An 18,147-nucleotide genomic window follows, 5' to 3' on the forward strand; every position below is an offset into this window, starting at 1 on the left:
CTATGAAAAAACGTATTCTTCAGGGCGTTCTAGCCGTTGCTGCTCCAGTTGTACTGTGGGGTTGCGATACCACCCCCGAGGCTGCGGCCCCTGATGCCAACGGCGATCCCCCTGCCGCCACTGAAACTGACGCCGAAGAAACCACCCTAGAAATATTTGGCAATGGGGAAGAGCGGCCCCAGGTGGGCTTTACCTCTGGCGATGGCTGGGAACTCAGCTTTGACCATATCTACGCTAACTTTACTGACCTCAAGGCCTACCAAACTGATCCCCCCTACGACTACCTTTCCCTAGAGCCGATTCAAGATCCTGAAGAAGAGGTCAGCTTTGGGGATGCTTCGGTGGATTTAGTCACCGGGGACGAAGACAACCCCACCGTATTTCTGGCTGACGCTACCGATGTACCCGAAGGTCACTACAACGCCATTTCCTACAGGCTATCCCCCGCTAGCGATGGCCCTGGTGAAGACTATAGCCTGGTGATTATCGGCACCGCTGAACGGGATGGGGAAACCATCGACTTTGTGCTCAACCTGGAGCAAGAACTGGACTACTACTGTGGGGAGTTCATTGGGGACCAGCGCAAGGGGATTGTAGAAACAGGGGAAACCGCTGACCTGGAGGCCACTCTGCACTTTGACCACCTGTTTGGGGAAGGGTCACGGCCTGCGGACGATCCGCTGAACCAGTCGGCCTTTGGCTTTGACCCCCTCGCCGCCCTGGCTGAAGATGGCCAGGTGGAAGCTGATATGGCCATGCTGGAGGAAATGCTGTCTGAGGCAGATTACGCCCGTCTGGAGTCCAGCTTGATTGAACTGGGCCATGCCGGAGAAGGCCACTGCTTTGAGGCTGTCTCCGGGCAGACGAGCTAGTGTTGAGTTAAAAAAATAATGGCGAGAGATGTGACTTAGGGTTCACGGTAAACGGTAAGCGGTTTAAGGCAAGCCGTGTACCGTTTACCGCAGACCTGCTGATCCGTCACGTCTAGCTTGACAGGCTACTAGAACCCGTGGTGAACCCCTGGCCGTTTCGGGTCTCTGATCGGGTCTCTTGTCCTCAGGCAATCTAAACCCAAGCCCCTAAGTTGCAGCTAAAGCTGGGTCGGGTCGATGCCCAGCTCCCTGAGCTTGGCAAAGGCCAGATCCCGTTCTGCCAGCACCACTTCCGGGTCTTGAAAGCGATCGCCGTTGGGGTAAAACACTTCCAGGCCGGTCTCCCACAGCTCGAATCGAATTCCCAGAGTCGGGGAAACCCAGGGAAAGTTGATCGCCATGATCGGGGTGAAGTCGCGGTCAGGACTTGGGCGAACGAGAGCCCAAAACTCAAAGGAATCTGGATCGTAAAAGATCATCTCTAAAACCCCATACTTACCGTAAAACGCCTGCTTAGCCAGCATTTCCCGGGCCGTGTTACTGGGGGACAGAATCTCAAAGACCACCTGAGGGGCAATATTGGCCTCTTTCCACTGCTTATAGCTCCCCCGCTCGCCACTGGGGCGACCGATGACAACCATAACGTCAGGGGCCTGGGCCGGAACTGGGGGCGTGTCAACCTGCACTGGGTACCACAGCAAATCCCCGGCAACAAACCCTTGCTGATCGTGCAAGAGCCGCCTGAGATTACTCACCAGACGGACAATCCAGCGATATTGCAGGGTATTGTCGGCCATAGGCTGACCATCGGCATCGGGGTAAAGAACCTGGGGAGGGCTGGGGCTTTGAACCATAGGACTCGCCTCAATAGGGGCAACCTCAGAATCAGGGCCGTCGGCGGGCTGCCTGGCTCTATTCTGCCATAGGCATAGCGGTCGAAGCAGGGGCAATGGCCTCATCTAAAAAGGCTAAAGGATAGGACATGGTGGCTGAAAACCCGAGGATGCCGCGATCGCGGTAGTCGTATAGCAATTCCCCCGTGGCATCAAATAAAAAGGTGCCGCCCCGCTGGGTCAGGTAGGCGAGGTCTGGCACATAGGTGCCCCAGTGGCTCAGCACCTCGGCCATGTTGCGCAGGCGCAGGGTCGCCAGTTCAAACGGCCGTTGAAACCCTTTACCCCCAGCGCGGCTGAAGGTATCTCCGGTCAAGGGGGGCAGGGGGGCCGCTTTCACCACCTCGTCATCACCGATCAGCTGTGGTGCCTGGCGATCGCCACGGTAGCCCCGAAACACTTCCTTTAGGGTACCGGGGCTGCCCAGTCCGGCACACATCAGCAGCAGGTTTAGCCAAGCGCTCTGGCCAGCAGACAACCCCGGCGGTTGCAGGGTCAACCCCTGGTATAGATCGAGCTGACGATGCAGGGCTGCCGCCGGATCGATAAACAGGTGCTCCGCTGGAAAGCCCGTGAAACTACAAAATTGCTGACCGCTGGCGCGATCGCCAATGCCCACCGCCCGCACCGCGATGTCAGCTTGCCGCAACCGGTCAGCTTCCCGCTGTATCCACCAGGCATATTCCAAACTGTCGAAGTCCCCCAACTGGGGCCACACCAGCACCAGGGTATAGGCGGCCCGATCACAGCCCTCCAGCACCGGGACCATCACCCCATCGTTGACCCGCTGCCGCTGGGTGGTTTGCAAGGTTGAATAAATGGTCATGGGTCTATGCCTTTAGCGCCTGTCCCTAGAAATCTATGTCATCTTAACCCTCGCTAGCCTAGAACACCGGTACAGTAGGTCTAGATCCCAGGGTTCTGTTCTGGGATACCCCGAAATTCATCGTCCATGAGTCCAAGCACCCTGGGATCTGTAGAAACCCTCTAAAATAGAAGACCTGTTGACGGCCGCTTTCCTCTACCGTTAGCGAGCACATCACCCGATTGGAGAGGCCACCATGGCAAGATTAAGACTAGAAACTGGGCACGTGATCACAGACTTGGCGGCGATCGCCACTCACCTGGATCCCCTCAATATACAACTCCACCGCTGGCCCGTGGGGAACGATGCCAACCTGCAAGCCCTGCTGGCCCAAGCCAGCCTAACGGATAGTCAAAAAGAAACGGTACTAGCAGCCTTAGACCACTATTTCCAGCAGTTACAGGCCGAGCAAGGATACCAGAATCGAGATTTGATTGTGCTCAACCCCCAGGTTCCCAACCTAGAGGCAATGCTGACTAAGTTCGACAAGATCCACACCCACGCCGATGACGAAATTCGCTACATCATTGATGGTGAAGGGGTGTTTGGCTTTGTCCTGCCTGACGATAGCCAGGTGGAATTAACCGTGGAAGCAGAAGAATACATTAACGTACCCGCCGGTACCGAACATTGGTTTGTGCTGACCAACACTCGCCGCATCAAAGCGGTGCGCTATTTTGTCAGCACCGATGGCTGGGTGCCCGAGTACACCGATCGCCCCATTCGGATTCAGCCTGTGACCGCGATCGCTTAGGACTGCCTATGGCTAATCAGCGATTTCGGCCATTTCAATCACCTGGCCATCGTAGTCCTTCACCAGAAAGTTCAAGGGCTGCTCTTGCCGAATCTTGTGCTGAACGCCGCCGAGCTGGACCCGCATCAAAATATACTCTAGGCACTTCTGGTCAAAGCAGACATGACGCTGCTGATTGCGGTGCCCCAAACTAGCCCCAGAAATCACATGCAGCTGGGTGTTCTTGCGGAGCTGATACCATAACCCTTCCGGTTGAGCCCCAGCCATCGGCTGATTCGCAAAGCTGGTGGTTCCCCCCATGTAAAAGGGATCAATGCCAGCGGTGCCTAGGGTCTGCTCGTAGTTGTAGTAATAGTGCAGGGGCACCTCTGCCACAGGCAGGTTCAGCATCCCTTCGTAAAAGTGTCGAGCTACCTCTAGATCAGACACCATCAAGGTATAAACCTTCGGGGCGCTTTTGAGAAACATCCACATGGCCCCGGCATAGGCCACCAGCAACATGACCATGATCCCCTGGGTGGACATAATGCTGTCTAAGGGCAGCCCTAACAGGGCCAACATAGAACTGACATGAACCATAGGAAAGGGCGGTGACATTAACATAAGAACAAGGGTAGCGTTTATGAATCAACTACATAGCGGTGGCTGTAAGCCATGGAATCAAGCGGTTTGTCAGGGAAGATGACAGAAGCTTGAGGCTGGCTGGCTAGGGTGACAGCTAGCTGGGGTGCTCTAATGACGACCCAACGTTCCCAATAGCCTACAAAATAACATTCGCCCCTGCACCGATCGAGACCGATCAATATCAGTATTTTTATAAAATCATGTGTGTAAATCCAAAGCTGTAGGTATAGTAAAGGCTAATCAAGCTAACCAATCATTAGAAACTTGAAAAGGACTAGGGTTTTCGTGGTTGATTGGCCGGGTGCTGCTCTGTTTGCCCATGACCTGTCCCGATTTAGTCTCTGTTCTTATCAGTCTAGCGCAGTGAATATTCCTAACTTTCCTGAGTGCGACCATACCCTCGTTCAATCCCTGCATCACCTCAGTGATCAGGAATTGGTCAGTTTATTTAAACGCCACAGTGAATCAGGCCGGTACTTCACCGCTATTTTTTGTCGGTATAGCCCCATTGTCTATAGTTTGATTCGCCACTCGGCGCGATCGCCTGTGCAGGCGGAGTATTTGTTCGCCCTTACCTGGCGACACATTCTCCACGAACTGGGGGGGGTGCAGTGCCCTGCCCCCGGTGATGACAACGCCCCCCAGAGCTCCTTTACCCTACAAAACTGGGTGATCAACATCACGGCCCTGTGCATTAATCAAGCGGTGGTGCCTGAGGTAGAGGCCATCCACTACTCCATTGATCAAGCCTCGCCCCCCTTTTGGTGCTATGTGGAACAGGCCCTCGATCATCTGCCTGCGATCGAGCGATTGGTAATGGTGATGGCCCTCACCTTCCGCTGGAGTGAGAATCGCATTGCCGCCTACTTACAGGCAGAAGGGGAAACCCTGAATGCGGCTGAGGTGCGGCAGACCTTAATCCGAGCCCAACAACACCTGGAAGTCGCCCTACCAGAAGATATTCGGGCCATTTATTTGGATCAAATGCCGACCGCAGTGGTTCCATCCCTGGGCGATGATACCCTCGATCAACTGCTAGAGGTGCCAGAACTGGCTGGCATCGCTGTCGATCGGCAACCCTCATCCTAGATACGAGCCATGAACCGTCCCCTGAGTTTACTGATCCTATCCCTGGTGGCCCTGGTCGGCATGAGCCCAGCTAAGGCATCTAACTTGAACCAGCAACTAAATATTCATCCCCATAACGCCACCCAGGGGCCATCCCGGGATGCGGCGGACCAGTGGATGCAATTGGGGGACCAATCCTTGGCTGCAGGAGAGTTTGGCCAAGCCGTTGAAGCCTGGGCCAAAGCCGCTGACATTTACAGCCTGCTGGGGGATAGCCAGGGGGCTGGTCGGGCTTTTAGTGCTATGGGCACCACCTATGCCCAGATGGGACGCTTTACTGAGGCTGAAAACGCCTTTGTCCGCCGGGTCGGCATTGCGGCTGACCGCAATGACCCTGTGGGCCAAGCCCTAGGGCTCAACAACCTCGGTATGTTGTATTTTGCCGAAGGCAAGCTGGTTCAGGCTCAAAGTCGGTTTACTGAGGCTTTGGATGTGGCTAAGCTCACTGATAACCCTCGAGCCATGGGCGTTTCGCTGAATAACCTGGGACTGATTGCCACCCGTCAGGGGGATCTAACGACCGCCGTGACCCTACTGGAATCGGCAGCCAATTATCGCCTACTGGCCAGCGATGTGGTGGGGGAAGCCAACACCTCCAATAACCTGGGGGATGTGTATGTGGCCTTGGGACGAGACAACAACGCCATTGGGGCCTATCGGGTGGGTCTGCGGCTGGGGGCTGACGGGGGCGATCGCAGTACCCAACTCCGAGCCTTAGACGGGTTACTCGGCCTCTACCTGGAACAAGAAGACTTCAGGGCCATGGCCACCCACCTGAACCAGCGGCTAGCCCTCACCCCCTTCGACACCCCCACCCCTGACTTGCAGGCGGCCCACAGTCTCCGCTGGCTCGGGGATTTTCACTACGCCCAGGGGAATGTTGAAGCCGCTCAGCAGGCCTATGGCCAGGGGCTGGGGGTAGCCCGAGCGGTGGGCAATAAATCCCTGGAAGCGGAGTTAACTAACCGACTGCTGCTGCGGGGCTAAGGGATAGACCAGACCAATCCGCCAACCAATAGCGACAGGCCAGCCATGGTCGACAAGATAACTCTGACCTCGGAGAGGCGATGGGAACGCTAGTACAGCAAGGCAGAATCATGCCCTGAGCTTGTCGAAGGGGCAGAAGGCAGAAAACGTAAGAGCATGGGACTAATTTGCCAGTAGGGCGATCGCGTTGCCCCCCTGGGCATAGCCTAAAATTAAATTAGCCCATGCCTGATCCACCATGGCCACCACCGCAGACGATGTTTGGCGCTTGCTCGGCGAACTGACCGAAGCCCAGAAAGAAACCGAGCGCAAGTTTCAGGAAAGCGATCGCCGCTTGCAGGAAACCGAGCGCTTGCTCAAAGAACAGTCTCAAGCAACCGAGCGCCAAATTCAAGCGACGATTCAAGAGAATCGCCAGGTTAATCAACAGCTCACTCGCCAACTCGGGGCACTGGGCAAGCACCTGGGAGCGCTGGGGGGAGCTTGGGGACGGTTTGTGGAAGACCTGGTGGCCCCAGCCTGCGAGCGGCTATTTCTGGAGCGCGGTATTCCGGTCTATCAGGTTAGCCAGCGGGTGAGGCGACGACGGCAGGGCGACACCCTCGAAATTGATGTGCTGGTGGTCAACCAGGGGCATGTCCTGGTAGTTGAGGTCAAAAGCAGCCTCAGCGTCACCGACGTCAATGATTTTGTGGTTGACCTGGAGCGGTTTCGTGACTTTTTCCCAGAGTATGCCTCGATGCAACTCTATGGTGCCGTGGCAGGGATTGGCATTGAGGCAGGAGCCGATCGCTATGCCTACCGGCAGGGGCTGTTTGTGCTGGCCCAATCTGGTGAAACCGTGGCGATTCTTAACGATGAAGGGTTTCAGCCCCGGGCCTGGTGAGCCATGGCAGTAGTTTTGGGTTCGTCAAGCTGGTGGGTCGGCACTATGCGCGATCGAAGGCGCTGATTTTGGATCAAGCTGGGGGTTGGCCAAGAGGCTACAGATCATGGAAGCGCTGGCGAAAATGGTGGCCAGTGATCGCACTGAAGGAAGCGGCTTTGGGGCTGTAGTGGGTGTTTTGAGAAATATGGCACTACCATTGAACTTACGACACTGTTGACGATGGGCGAGCTGGCGCAGAGGGTGTGATGGGCAAAGGATTTGGACAACCAAAGGCGGTACCCACTCGCAATGTGACCCAGTTTATGCGGGCTTTTGGCAAGTGCTATGCCAACGCTAAGGGAGATAAGCGACAGGTCGAGCAGTTTTTGCAGAAACACTTAGCCAAGCTAGATGAAAATCTGTTAGAAGCTTTACCCCAAGTGTTCCCTAAGCTATTGGCAGGTGGGCAGTTTGGGGACACGCAAAACGTTGCATCCTTATTTATCGCTTTTGGAAGCTCACTTTGGAAATTTCCGCTGGGCGATCGGGCTTTAAACCTGGAGTTGAGCATCGCAGCTTCTCAAGTTGCGTTGAAGGTATACCCTCGCAACGCGTTCCCAGAACAATGGGCAGGGATACAAAACAATATTGGTAATGTCTACATTGATCGAATCTGTAGTGATAGAGCCGAAAACTTAGAGCAGGCTATTGCAGCGTATGAATTGGCACTTCAGGTCTACTCTCACGTCGCATTTCCACAAGAGTGGGCAACTACGCAAAATAATCTCGGAATTGCCTATCGCAACCGCATTCGAGGTAATAGAGCCGAGAATTTAGAACAGGCTATTGTGGCCTATGAATTGTCGCTTCAAGTTAGAACTCGCAGCGCATTTCCAGAAGAGTGGGCGATGACGCAAAATAATCTCGGCGCTGCCTACAGCGATCGCATTCGAGGTGATAGGGCCGAAAACTTAGAACAGGCGATTGCCACCTATGAGTTGGCGCTTCAGATTTACACCCGCGATGCCTTTCCAGAAAAGTGGGCAGGGACGCAAAGTAATCTCGGCAGTGTCTATTGGGATCGCATTCGAGGCGATCGAGCCGAAAACTTAGAACAGTCGATTGCCGCCTATGAGTTGGCGCTTCAGATTTACACCCGCGATGCCTTTCCAGAAAACTGGGGAAGGTCGCAAAACAATCTCGGCAATATCTATCGCGATCGCATTCGAGGGAATCCAGTCGAGAATTTAGAAAAAGCAGTGGAGGCTTACGAACTGGCAAACCATGTTTCTACTCGTGAAGCATTTCCTGAGGCCTGGGCTCGGCACCGAGGAAATTTAGCTGAAGCGCTAATAAAACGAGCCTCTCTTACAGAAAATCTAATTGACTTAGATACTGCTATTACCTTGCTTAAAAGAGCACTGGAGGTAGCTGTACCCGGCAGCCCAGATTTTGTCGATTCTCAGTATCGGCTGGGTAATGCCTTATCTCGCCGCTTTGAGCATAACCAAGATGCCAGCGACCTACAAGATGCGTTGAATGCTTACACAAGGGCTCTAGATGTCATTAATCAAGAGCATTACGATCGCGCAAAAATTTGGCAGGCATTGCCTGCCACCCAGTCTGTTTTGGGTAGCCGCCTGGTACGCAAGGGGCAATGGCAAGAGGGGCTACAGCTCTTGCTCAACAGCGTCAGGCTGCTCAGCGAGGGGGATGACCACCTCGCCCATGCCAATGCGCTGTACCAAACCGGGCGCGCCCACGAAACCCTATCTGACTGGGATAATGCTCGTCTCTACTACCGCGACGCCCTGCGCCTGTACGAGCACCTCAACGATCCACCTGGCATTGCCAAAAGTCGTCACGGGTTGGGCAGTGTGTTGGCCTCCCAGGGTTATTTCAAAAAAGGCATGGCCCAGCTACAGCAAGCCCGCGACCTGTACCAGCAACTCGACAGACAAAACAGGGTAAAAGAAGTGGATAACCTTTACCAGGCGGCCCAGCGGGCAGAGCAGCAGCTGAGCGAGGTGCCTGCATGACTACCGCCGATGATATTTTTGATCAATCCACCAGCAACGTGCAGGGCCTGGGCCTGCGCGAAATTCCGTTTACCGAAAGCCCCCCTGACCTAGAAAGCGAAACACTACAGTACATCTTCACCGGGCGCGAAGAGGAGCTGCGCCGAGTGTTTAACCTGTTCCAAAGCCGGGAGCGGCGGCGGGTGTTGGTCTATGGCCGCATTGGCATTGGCAAAAGTGCCTTTTTGCGGGAGGTGCTGTCGGTCTTGCGCCGCAAGCGGCCACAGATGTTGACCGCCTATATTTCCCTACCCGCCGATCTCGACCTGGCCACCACTGCCCTGATTGCCGTTGCCCGCGAAATGGCCGACGATGAATGGGCCCAGCGCCAGCTCTACCAAATGGGGATTCCGACCGCCAAAATTCTTAAAGAGCGCAGTGCAGAAGTAAGCGGCAGCCTGGGCATTGGCGGCAAAATTGCCGAGAAAGATCTACCGCTCACAAAGCCGCTCTACCCCACCGTCAGCCTCGATACCCTACTGGAGCGTGCCCAGGAAAAGTATCCCCAGGGCGTGGTCATCGCCATTGACGACCTGGACAAACGCAACCCCAGTGCCGTTCGCCAGATGATGCACGACGCCCAGGGCATGTTGAAAGGGCGGGCCTGGTTCATGTTAACGGGGCACCCGATGGGCATTACGGGCGATTTGTTGACCAGTGAGCGGGGGCTGTTTGACCTGCAACTGAAGCTGGAAGAACTCGATCAGCCCACCACCTACAGAATGCTGATCAACTACCTCAACAGCGCCCGCATCAACAACTCCTGCGCTGACCCCGACGATCCGCGATCGGTGCTGCCGTTTACCCCAGAGGCCGCCAAGCGCTTCTGCGAGGTATCTCTAGGCAAGCCCCGGCTGTTTAACCGGCTCGGTAACACCGTACTTGACACCGCTGCTAATATGCAGGTCACCTTGATTGACTCAGACGTATTGGCCCAGGGGCTAAAGGCGGCTGCCCCAGAACTAAGAGAACGGGCGGCCCTGAGCGTTCAAGAAGAACGAGTGCGAGCTTTTTTAGAGCAGCGCGGGCCAATTTCTGATGAAACCATTACCTTCGAAGACCTGGAGCAGCTTGGCTTTAGGAGCTTTAGCGAGATTTTGCCGTTTCTAGAGCGACTAGAAGCCGCTGACCTGGCCCACCAACTTGACCAGGACGACACCAAAGCCTTTGCCCCGATCGCGCTTCCACCTGCCATAGAGGATCAGTCAGTCGATCCGTAGATTATGCCTATCGTGCCAATGCTATAGCGTTGGCACCACCTCCCTGAGCGTCCCTGCGCTGAGTAGTAGAAGCACCATCGTGGGTATTCCAGGCCGTGCCCTTGCCCCTGTGGAATACGGGAAGAGTTATTGTCCAGTTGTAATGGTATTCCCATTTCTAGCGACAAGTTTCTAGCGACAAGCCAGAGATTCCCATGCTGCCAACCGCGATCGCCATCCCTGACAAAGCCACCCCCCTCCTGTTTGAAGGGCTCACCTGGAGAGAGTTCAAAGCGATTGAGCAACTGCTAGATCGCCCTGGCTATCGGCTCTCATTTTGGAGGCGCATTCCTTAAACCTTCACCAGCTAAATATTCAACAACGCCGTAGCAATACTGAGGTAGATAAAGATGCCCAGAATGTCCACCACGGTGGTAATAAACGGCGCTGACATCAACGCTGGGTCAAAGCCCATGGCGTTAAAGAGAAACGGTAGCGCCGCCCCGGTGGTGGCGGCAATTACGGCAATGGCCAACAAACTAATGCCGACGGTTATTCCCACCTGAACCTGCCCCATCAGCACATAGGCCAACACAATTACGGCGACACCTAAGAGAATGCCTAACATGCCACCCGCCAGAGTCTCGCGCAAAACCACCCAGAGGGGTTTGCGGTTTTTCAGTTCGTCGGTGCTGAGGCCGCGAATCACCACTGTCGAGGACTGAGCCCCCACATTGCCGCCGGTATCAATCAGCAGGGGGGTAAAGAAGGCTAGGGCCACCACCTCGTCCAAAATTTCTTCAAAGTTACTCATCACAAAAATGGTGAGGGTGTTGGTCAGCAGCAGTACCGATAACCAGGGAATCCGCTTGCGGGTCACCGACAACAGGCTGGACTGAAAGTAGTTTTTGCCTTCGCTGCGCACTGCCCCCATGGTGTAAATGTCTTCGGTGGCCTCGATTTGCAACACGTCCATGGCATCGTCAACGGTCATCACCCCCACCAGGGTGCGCTGCCGATCGACAATCGGTAGGGCCACCAGGTCATAGCGCTGGATCAGCTGGGCGGCTTCTTCTTGGTCGGTATCGGTCTGGGCGTAGACCACGTTGGGGTTCATCACCGCCGCTAGGGTTTGGTTGGGGTCCGCCAGCAGCAGGTCGCGCATGGAGGCAACCCCCGTCAGCACCTGGTTGGCATCGGTGACATAGATGTAGTAGCTAACTTCGCGATCGCGGGCTAGGCTGCGCACCTGTTCAGCCGCTTCTGCCACCGTCCAGTGGTCTTCTAAGGAAATATATTCTGGGGTCATCAGCCGACCAGCGGTCTCTGGCTGGTAGCCCAACAACTGGGAGGTGACCTGCCGTTCCTCTGGGGACATTTGGGCTAAAATCGGCCGCACCATTTGCGGCGGCAGTTCGTCAAACAATTCGGCCCGGTCATCGGGGGCCATGGTATTGACAATTTCCAGAATTTCCTGCGCCTGAAACTCCTGGATCAGGGTTTCCTGCATATCTGTGGAAAAGTACTCATACACCTCTACCGCTTTCGCCCGAGGCAAGAGCCGAAAGGCGACCAGTTGCATGGTCTGGGGCAACCCTTCTAAGGCTTCGGCAATATCGACCGATTGAACTGGAACGAGTAGGGCTTTGGCCCCGTCATAGTTTCGTTGCTCCAGCAACAGTTTTAGCTGTTCGGTAACAATTTCCCGTAGTTCTAGGGTAGAAGGGCGATCGGCGGCTGTCATCGACTGAGTAACCTCAACAACGTTGATAGCGTACAGCAAGATTGAGCAAACGTCTTGTTTCGCCAGCTACCTGGAAATACTGGATATAGCGGCTCCCCTCAGAGCACCCTGTGATTCGTCGGTAGAATAAACATAACCAAGGTTAAGAACCAAGTAACTGGGGATATGATTCCTGATGGTGCAGCGTCCCATCTACTTAGACAGCCATGCCACCACCCCGGTAGACCCACGGGTCTTAGAGGCCATGTTGCCGTTTTTTACAGAGCACTTCGGCAACCCGGCTAGCCTCACCCACAGCTATGGCTGGGAAGCAGAGGCCGCCGTCCAGCACGCTCGGGAAACCCTGGCGATGGCCATCAACGCCAGCCCCGAGGAAATTGTCTTGACCAGCGGGGCCACGGAGGCCAACAACCTGGCGATCAAGGGGGTGGCAGAAGCTTACCTCAGCAAAGGACGGCACATCGTAACGGTGCAGACCGAGCACAATGCCGTGCTTGATCCCTGCGCCTACCTGGAAAAGCTGGGGTTTGAGGTAACCTACCTGCCGGTGCAGCCCGATGGTCTGGTTAACCTGGCCCAGCTGGCCCAGGCCCTGCGGGATGACACGGTACTGGTGTCGGTGATGGCCGCCAACAATGAAATTGGGGTATTGCAACCCCTGGCTGACATTGGGGCCCTATGCCGCGATCGCGCCATTTTGTTCCACAGCGACGCGGCCCAAGCCATCGGCAAAATCCCCCTGGATGTGCAGGCCATGGCCGTTGACCTGCTCTCGCTGACCGCCCACAAGGTCTATGGTCCCAAGGGCATTGGTGCCCTTTACGTGCGGCGGCGTAACCCGAGGGTGACGGTGGCGGCCCAGCTCCATGGGGGCGGCCATGAGCGGGGAATGCGATCGGGCACCCTGTATACCCCCCAAATTGTCGGGTTTGCCAAGGCGGTGGAGCTGGGGCTGGCGGATATGGCAAGGGAGGGCGATCGCCTGACTCACCTACGCCATAGCCTATGGCATCAGCTCCAACCCCTGGGGGGCCTCCACCTAAACGGTCACCCGAGCCAGCGCCTACCCGGCAACCTGAATGTCAGTGTCGCAGGGGTTGATGGTCAGGCCCTACTGCTGGGGCTGCGATCCACCGTGGCTCTTTCTTCGGGGGCCGCCTGTAGCACCGCCAGTACCGCCCCCTCCCATGTGCTCAAAGCCCTGGGCCGGGACGATAGATTAGCCTATGCTTCCCTGCGGTTTGGCCTGGGCCGCTGGACCACCGAGGCCGAGATTGACCAGGTGGCGACGGCGGTGATGGCGACGGTGCAGGCCCTACGGACCAAGACCCTAGTAAGCCAGTAGATATCTGCCTTCTGCCTTCTGCCTTTCTCCCCTAGTCCCTTAACGGCACCAGGGTACCCGTAGAGACATCCAGGTCATAGATGCCCTCGGCGTGGGCCGGGATCTCGAAGCTGGCCACGGGCTCTGGTCGCCCCAGCAGGCGAATCTCGTAGCGACCTGGGGTCAATCCCATCACCGCAAACCGGCCCACCCGGTTGGTAAACAGGGGTTGGGCTTCCCACTGAGGATCTGACAGCGACACCACTTCCCCCGCCTGGAGCCCAATCGGCTCACCCGCTTCATCCCGCAGCACCCCCCGCAGAAAGACCGTGGCTTCGGTGCCCGCCATGATTACGGTGCCGCTGCGATAGGTGGGCAGGATCACATGGTTGTCGGGGCCGAGGTCATAGCCCAGGGGAGCCTCCGGGGCCTCTAAGCGCACCCGCGACACATAGTAGGGGGAGACATCGGGCAACACCGCTGGCCCCAGCCCATCGGCCACGGCCCCATAGCCCCTAGAAGACGGATTAACCCCAATGGTCTGCCCTCGCCAGCGATCGCGGGGCACCACCATCACAAAGCTATTGTTAATCGGTCGGGACCAGCTGACATGGCCATCGGCAAAGGCCAGGGCGGTGCCAAAGGTGAGGCGGGTATTGGCGGTGGTGTCGGCCTGGTTAGGCCAGGCGATTTCCTGGGTGAGGCCAGTGTCAAACCGGTAGTCGGTGTAGTTGAGCCGCCCGGTGAGGGTGTAGCCCTGGCTGTTGCGGTTCAAATCCACGGAAGGTCTGGGGCTTTGCAGACGGCGATCGGGGCTATGGCGCCAGGAGAGTCGGTTACTCATGTCGTTGGTGTTGCTAAGGTTGGTGTTGAGGCCCACCGACTGACGGCCCTGGGTGATCAGCCAGTTCACCCCCAAAAAGGCCCTCAGGTCCTCTTGCCCCTGGGCATTGCGACCATAGCTGAGGTTGACATTGCCCCGCAGCCCCTGACCCAGGGACCGGGACAGTCCCAGGTTGAGATTGTAGGTATCGGGTACCTCTCGACCCAGCTGGTAGCTACCGCTGAGGTTGGCCAAGGTATCGCCAAAGATTCGCTGGCTGTAGGTGGCGGATAAATCCAGGCGGGTGTTGCTGGGGGTGGAGGAGCTGAGGGTCGTGAACCGATCGCTGCGGTACTCTGCCGCGACCCGAAAGGTGCGATGGGTGGGATCGTGGCGATCGCGGGGCAACTCGTACTGGGCGCGCAGGGCCGCCCCAATCCCCACCTCGCTGTGGTGGCTGGCGGCCACGGCCCAGGCAAAATTACCGGCGGTGGTGGCCCACACCCCATCGGTTTCCAGCAGCTGAAACGACGGTGTTGCCTGGAGGTAGCCCCCCAGGGTGAGGTCATCCCTGGCCCCCCAGCGATGGGCCAAGGAGAGCACCGGCGTATCCCACTGATACTGTCGCCCGCCCCCCCCAGAGCCCGAGGGAAAACCCAAATTGTAAGAAAACTGTTGCAACCCAGGGGCCAACAAATTTCCGGCCAGGGCCGCCGAAAAGTTGAGCCGCTGCACCTGGCCCAGGTCATCGGTGATAATCAACTGCACATCGTTGGTGCCAGTGCTGAGGGGCAGGTTGCGAATGTCCTGGGGACCGGGTTGCAGGCGCAGTTGCTGCACCCGCGAGCCATTGATAAACACCTCCACGGTGGCAGGCCGCTCCAGGAAAAACGTGTATTCCCCGGTGGGGCGGGTAATTCGGTAGGGCTGTAGGGCATAGTTGCGAGAGGCTGAAATCCCCGCCATGGGCACCACCGTTTGGAAGGTACCCGTCACCGGAATCGATAGATCCCCCAGCACATAGCGAATGGCCTGGGTGGTGTCATCCCGCACCAGCCGCACATCCCCCCGGCTAAACCCCTGGGGTCGGCCTTCCACCCAGTTGCCGCTACCCTCCAGCACCCAGCCGGAAATATTCAGCGCTCCATCCAGAGCCAGATTCAGGGGTTGCCGCCCCGTCCCCGACCAGGCGATGTTTTGCCCAGCCCGCAGGTTGACGTAGCCACTGACGGTGCTCGTGGGCAGGGTCTCGGCGGCTTCCGGCGGTAGGCCAAACTGGTTGATTACATTGGTTTGTCGCAGGGCCGGGGGAATTTGGATATACAACTCCAGGCGGCTGGGGTCAAAGATCACCGCCAGGCCCACCTGCCGCAGACTTTCCACCGCCAAAAACCCGTCTTCATCGATCGCCGCCTCTAGCTGCCCCTGCACCTCGGGTTGGAGGATGGCCCTGGTGCGATCGAGCACCGCCCTACCCTGCACCCGTTGGGCCGTTTCCCCAGCAATGTCCACCACCGCCTGTCCCTGGGCCTGATCATTGATAAACAACGGCACCGCGATCGCCTGGGCCTGGGGCCGAGGCCGCCCAAAAATCCGCTCGAACAGTTCATCCTCCGTTTCCGCCGATTGCTCCGTTGATGGCTCAGGCGATGCTGGGGTTGCTGGCTCTGGCTCTGGAGTATTTTCTGGGGCCTCCTCCGGCCCATCCCCCCCCAGATCGGTCCCCAGGTCGTTAGGTCCCTCAGCCAATACCAAAGCCTCGCCCGAGGGGGGCGGAGTCAGTACCGGCGTGGGCGGGGCGATCTGGGGTTTGGGGTTCCAGGCGATCGCCGGGCTAGGCGATTCAGGCGATTCAACTGAAGCAACGGGGGCGACGGGGGCGATGGGAGTCGGTACATCTGTCCCTGTGGCTGATTTAGGCAGCGGCGCAGCGGCCTGCACCACCGACGTCGGTAGGGGCTGGTGGCTGGTGGAAAAACTCGGCAATGGAGAGGCCGCCAGCGTCACACTAGCGGCCTCAGGAGCTGTTCCTGATCGATCAGGGGCAGCGGCCATCAGCCGAGGAGACCGGTCGGTGATGGATACTTGGGGGGGTGGCTCGACCTCTGGGACCACTGGGTTGGCCAGGGGAGAGGCCGTGGTGAGCAAGAGGGGGGTGAACACGGGGAGGGGGAGGGGGGGAGGGGGGTGGATGGGTGGATGGGTGGATGGGGAGATGGGGAGAGGGGGGGGTGGGGGAGAATTTTGAATTTTGAGGTGGGGGGTGTTGGGGCAGACCTGGGTGTCTGTCCTGGCGGGGAATTGTGGAAAGGGGTGGTAGGGGCAGACCTGGGTGTCTGCCCTGGCGGGGAATTGTGGGTGAGGGCGGTGTTGTAGGGGCAGACCTGGGTGTCTGCCCTGGTGGGTGGTTACCGCAGGGTGAAGGTGGCGTTGACGGGGCCTACGGGTAGGCCTTCGGGCCAGGGGATGGTGAACTGTCGCCGGTTTTGGGCTAAGACATTCTCGCCGCTGACCCCCCGCAGTTGATCGGGGCCGAGGGTGACGGTGGCGGAGGGTTGGGCGGTGGAGGTGAGGGTCAGGTTTAAGCCGCTGAGCAGTTGGCGGGCGGTGCCTTGGTTATGGAATTGCACCACCAGGGCATCTTGGCCGTTGATTTTTTGGTGGCTGGCACTTTCGATTACCACATCAGGGCTGACCCCTCGGGGGGCCACATAAACCGACGCCACATAGTTATAGAGGGCGGTAATTCTGACGGTTGGTGCGGTGACCTGTTGCTGAGGCTGGTTGAGCTGAATGGGTAACTGTTCTGTAATTAGGCGATAGGCCAACTCAGCATCTGGGTTGGGATTACCCAGCCAGGTGACCCGCACGGTTTGCGACTGCCCCGGTTGTAGCAAAACTTGAGGCGGATAAACCACAAAATCATCGTCAGCAGCAGGGCGGGTTTCGTTGCCTTGCAAATCCATATTGCGCTCGACCATTCGCACTTCAATGGCCACCGGTTCGCTGCCAGTATTACTAACCCGAAAAGAACTGGTCGATCGCGCCCCACTGGGTTCTAGGGTGACCTGGGAGGGGGTTAATTGATAGCTGGCATTAGCCCAGCTAGGGGGAGCGATCATCAGACCAGCACTCAAGAGAGCTGAGGCTAGGCAACCAACACGCGCTAGGGTTTTCATAGGGGGTCTCCGTGGGACAGGGGTGAGGGGTGTTATGGGTAGATTTCCCGTTTTTCAGGTCAGGCAAGAGATAAATAAAAAGCCTGTAACAAACCTTCTTAATCGTGAAAGTCTGGATTAAATCTTTGATGCCGTAGGTTGGGTGAAGCGCTAGCGAAACCCAACAAAACCTAATCTGGTGTTGGGTTCTACTTCGTTCCACCCAACCTAAGGGGGTTATATGAATTCTTTCAGCAAATTCTATTTATTGCTGGCTGAGCGGAGTCGAAGTCAGCGTCCCCTTCGACTCCGCTCAGGGGACGTTAATGGCGTTGTTATAGGGAATTGATATTACTTATTAACTAATGAAAAAACTAGCGTGTCTGAGTAGTGGCCAGCAGGTTTGCCATTGACGTTGTTGGCTGAGATGGTGGCTTGGACAGGGAAGGTGCAACCGGTCGGTGCTGCACAGGTCAAGGTTGAGGTGGTCATCACCTCGACATCAGTGCCGCTGGCAAGATTACCCACCAAAATGCCATTCACGGTTAGGGTATAGGGAATAGTAGATGGGTGGCTAGCATGGGCAAGGTTGCCCGCCTGGGCGGAACGCACCTTTAAGACCCAACCGTTGGGATTGTCAGACTGGATTTGAACCGTGCCAAAGTCTTGGTTGGGGTTGCCAGTTGCATAACTTAAGCTAAAGCTAGAGGTTGAGTTGTAGGTGACGCTCCCCAGCGCTGCCGAAGAGTATGCAAGGCTGATACCCAAAAGGAAATAAGTTAAGCGCTTCAAGAGGTATGAAGTATTCATAGTTAACCTCTCTAAAAAAC

15 protein-coding genes and 2 pseudogenes are annotated in these 18,147 nt (G+C 56.9%); 10 read left to right on the plus strand and 7 right to left on the minus strand.

Translation table 11 applies throughout. From position 1 onward, the window contains the following. Positions 1-2: 2 nt before the first annotated feature. The gene (locus E1H13_RS13895) at positions 3-872 is read left to right on the plus strand and encodes a DUF4382 domain-containing protein (RefSeq protein WP_169614018.1); all 870 of its coding nucleotides are present in this window, start codon (positions 3-5) and stop codon (positions 870-872) included. A 218-nt stretch (positions 873-1,090) separates the two neighbouring features. On the opposite strand, the gene E1H13_RS13900 is transcribed toward E1H13_RS13895, so the two are convergent. Both E1H13_RS13900 and E1H13_RS13905 read right to left on the minus strand, forming a co-directional pair. Further along, the gene (locus E1H13_RS13900) at positions 1,091-1,726 is read right to left on the minus strand and encodes a Uma2 family endonuclease (RefSeq protein WP_169614019.1); all 636 of its coding nucleotides are present in this window, start codon (positions 1,724-1,726) and stop codon (positions 1,091-1,093) included. A 58-nt stretch (positions 1,727-1,784) separates the two neighbouring features. Continuing rightward, a complete protein-coding gene (locus tag E1H13_RS13905; RefSeq protein WP_169614020.1) occupies positions 1,785-2,591 on the minus strand; it encodes a peroxiredoxin-like family protein in 807 nt (268 codons plus the stop codon). Positions 2,592-2,826: 235 nt separating this feature from the next. Between E1H13_RS13905 and E1H13_RS13910 the strand changes: the two genes are divergently transcribed. After that, positions 2,827-3,384 carry a cupin domain-containing protein gene (locus tag E1H13_RS13910; protein ID WP_169614021.1) on the plus strand — a complete coding sequence of 186 codons (558 nt, stop codon included), beginning with the start codon at positions 2,827-2,829 and terminating at the stop codon, positions 3,382-3,384. A gap of 12 nt (positions 3,385-3,396) precedes the next feature. Here E1H13_RS13910 and E1H13_RS13915 read toward each other — a convergent pair whose 3' ends face one another. Continuing rightward, entirely contained in the window at positions 3,397-3,963 is a 567-nt protein-coding gene (locus E1H13_RS13915) for a glyoxalase-like domain protein (RefSeq protein ID WP_169614022.1), read from the minus strand. Positions 3,964-4,371: 408 nt separating this feature from the next. Here E1H13_RS13915 and E1H13_RS13920 point away from each other — a divergent pair, with 408 nt between their 5' ends. The 7 genes and pseudogenes from E1H13_RS13920 to E1H13_RS13945 form a co-directional block, all read left to right on the plus strand. Then, the gene (locus E1H13_RS13920; RefSeq protein WP_169614050.1) at positions 4,372-5,097 is read left to right on the plus strand and encodes a sigma-70 family RNA polymerase sigma factor; all 726 of its coding nucleotides are present in this window, start codon (positions 4,372-4,374) and stop codon (positions 5,095-5,097) included. 9 nt (positions 5,098-5,106) lie between these two features. After that, on the plus strand, positions 5,107-6,123 hold the full coding sequence (locus E1H13_RS13925) for a tetratricopeptide repeat protein (protein WP_169614023.1): 1,017 nt from the start codon (positions 5,107-5,109) through the stop codon (positions 6,121-6,123). Between the two features lie 238 nt (positions 6,124-6,361). After that, positions 6,362-7,009 (plus strand): DUF3782 domain-containing protein, encoded by a 648-nt coding sequence (locus E1H13_RS13930; RefSeq protein WP_169614024.1) that lies wholly within the window; start codon positions 6,362-6,364, stop codon positions 7,007-7,009. A gap of 305 nt (positions 7,010-7,314) precedes the next feature. Further along, positions 7,315-7,836, plus strand: a pseudogene (locus E1H13_RS27295) (hypothetical protein); the annotation flags it as partial. 63 nt (positions 7,837-7,899) lie between these two features. Continuing rightward, positions 7,900-9,030, plus strand: coding sequence for a tetratricopeptide repeat protein (locus E1H13_RS13935; protein WP_240966632.1), 1,131 nt, complete (start codon positions 7,900-7,902; stop codon positions 9,028-9,030). Next, positions 9,027-10,289 (plus strand): ATP-binding protein, encoded by a 1,263-nt coding sequence (locus E1H13_RS13940; RefSeq protein WP_169614025.1) that lies wholly within the window; start codon positions 9,027-9,029, stop codon positions 10,287-10,289. The genes E1H13_RS13935 and E1H13_RS13940 overlap by 4 nt, the downstream gene beginning before the upstream one ends. A gap of 194 nt (positions 10,290-10,483) precedes the next feature. Continuing rightward, positions 10,484-10,606, plus strand: a pseudogene (locus E1H13_RS13945) (Uma2 family endonuclease); the annotation flags it as partial. A 29-nt stretch (positions 10,607-10,635) separates the two neighbouring features. Here E1H13_RS13945 and mgtE read toward each other — a convergent pair. Next, positions 10,636-12,012 carry a magnesium transporter gene (gene mgtE, locus E1H13_RS13950; protein WP_169614026.1) on the minus strand — a complete coding sequence of 459 codons (1,377 nt, stop codon included), beginning with the start codon at positions 12,010-12,012 and terminating at the stop codon, positions 10,636-10,638. 175 nt (positions 12,013-12,187) lie between these two features. Here mgtE and E1H13_RS13955 point away from each other — a divergent pair, with 175 nt between their 5' ends. Next, positions 12,188-13,357, plus strand: coding sequence for an IscS subfamily cysteine desulfurase (locus tag E1H13_RS13955; protein ID WP_169614027.1), 1,170 nt, complete (start codon positions 12,188-12,190; stop codon positions 13,355-13,357). Between the two features lie 31 nt (positions 13,358-13,388). Here the strand turns inward: E1H13_RS13955 and E1H13_RS13960 are convergent, their stop codons facing one another. The 3 genes from E1H13_RS13960 to E1H13_RS13970 all read right to left on the minus strand — a co-directional run bounded on the left by E1H13_RS13960 (position 13,389) and on the right by E1H13_RS13970 (position 18,127). Further along, entirely contained in the window at positions 13,389-16,322 is a 2,934-nt protein-coding gene (locus tag E1H13_RS13960; protein WP_169614028.1) for a fimbria/pilus outer membrane usher protein, read from the minus strand. A 245-nt stretch (positions 16,323-16,567) separates the two neighbouring features. Continuing rightward, on the minus strand, positions 16,568-17,338 hold the full coding sequence (locus E1H13_RS13965; protein ID WP_169614029.1) for a fimbria/pilus periplasmic chaperone: 771 nt from the start codon (positions 17,336-17,338) through the stop codon (positions 16,568-16,570). A 330-nt stretch (positions 17,339-17,668) separates the two neighbouring features. After that, on the minus strand, positions 17,669-18,127 hold the full coding sequence (locus tag E1H13_RS13970; protein ID WP_169614030.1) for a hypothetical protein: 459 nt from the start codon (positions 18,125-18,127) through the stop codon (positions 17,669-17,671). Positions 18,128-18,147: the final 20 nt, after the last annotated feature.

Source organism: Nodosilinea sp. P-1105 (assembly GCF_012911975.1).
In the GTDB taxonomy this organism is placed as follows: Bacteria; Cyanobacteriota; Cyanobacteriia; order Phormidesmidales; family Phormidesmidaceae; genus Nodosilinea.